This is a genomic window from Acetivibrio ethanolgignens, assembly GCF_001461035.1.
In the GTDB taxonomy this organism is placed as follows: domain Bacteria; phylum Bacillota; class Clostridia; order Lachnospirales; family Lachnospiraceae; genus Velocimicrobium; species Velocimicrobium ethanolgignens.
In genome coordinates, this window is the sequence record NZ_LNAM01000154.1 from 1 (window position 1) to 958 (window position 958).

A 958-nucleotide genomic window follows, 5' to 3' on the forward strand; every position below is an offset into this window, starting at 1 on the left:
GCGCATCTTTTTACCATGCTGCTGATCGTTCCTGTCGCAATCGGAATGTTAAATACTCCGGAAAGAATCTCATGGGTGCGTTTGACGCTGACTGCACCTACGGTATTTAGCGCAACAGCTAATGCCTGGAGGTTTTCACCATACTGTACGGCTGCTTTTACGTCAGAAGGGAAAGAACCTCTGCGTGTATCTCCGTACAGCATACAGATTGGAAGTTCCAGTGCCTGATGCTCCGTTACATTGACTGTAACAACCGCATCAATAACATGGCGCTTCTCCGCAATACACGCAGTGCCTTTGCATATCTGATAATGCGGGCATCCTTCACATGCGGAAGGCATGTGTTTGACTATTTTATCCGGTGCTGTTATTACCGCTAAATGTGTCCCCTGATGTCCTTTCTGACCACCAACCTTTTTATCGGATGGTTTTCGCAGACTTTTAGGAGCAGGCTTTTTGAAACCATCACTTGAAGGTGGTTTGGAACTGTTTTTGGAGTTCTTATTAAGCTGTTCCTTCAGTTCCTGTATCGTCTGATTGAGTTGAGCGATTAACTGTGTTTGCGCATTGATTGTAGCATTCAGTGAATCTACAGTTGATGTTAATGAATTAACCTGCTGTAATAACTGTTTAATCATTTCATCTTTTGTCAATCAGACCACCTTCTTCCGTTAAAATTTGATACTTCTATTTTAACGGAAAATGGAATAAAAAGCGAATCGTAAGGTTTTGGTGTACTGTCAAAATGACGGTGGATAACCAGAAAAAATCAGAGAATAAATGCTGATAACACCCGGATAAAACCCACCAAAATGCTATTATCTGGATAAAACTAAGGAGTTATATTTCAGTAATCCACAAACCAAAAGCACTTGGCAGTCATACTGAAAAGTTATCCACTTTTTACACTAAAACGATGACGAAACAGAAATTTTATTTTCTCTGTTTTGCCCAAAAA

Annotated in this window: 1 protein-coding gene; it reads right to left on the minus strand. The window is 40.5% G+C overall.

The genetic code is table 11. The features are described from left to right. A partial coding sequence (locus ASU35_RS09375; protein WP_242861250.1) for a DUF6444 domain-containing protein occupies positions 1-653 on the minus strand: 653 nt, incomplete at its 3' end. Positions 654-958: the final 305 nt, after the last annotated feature.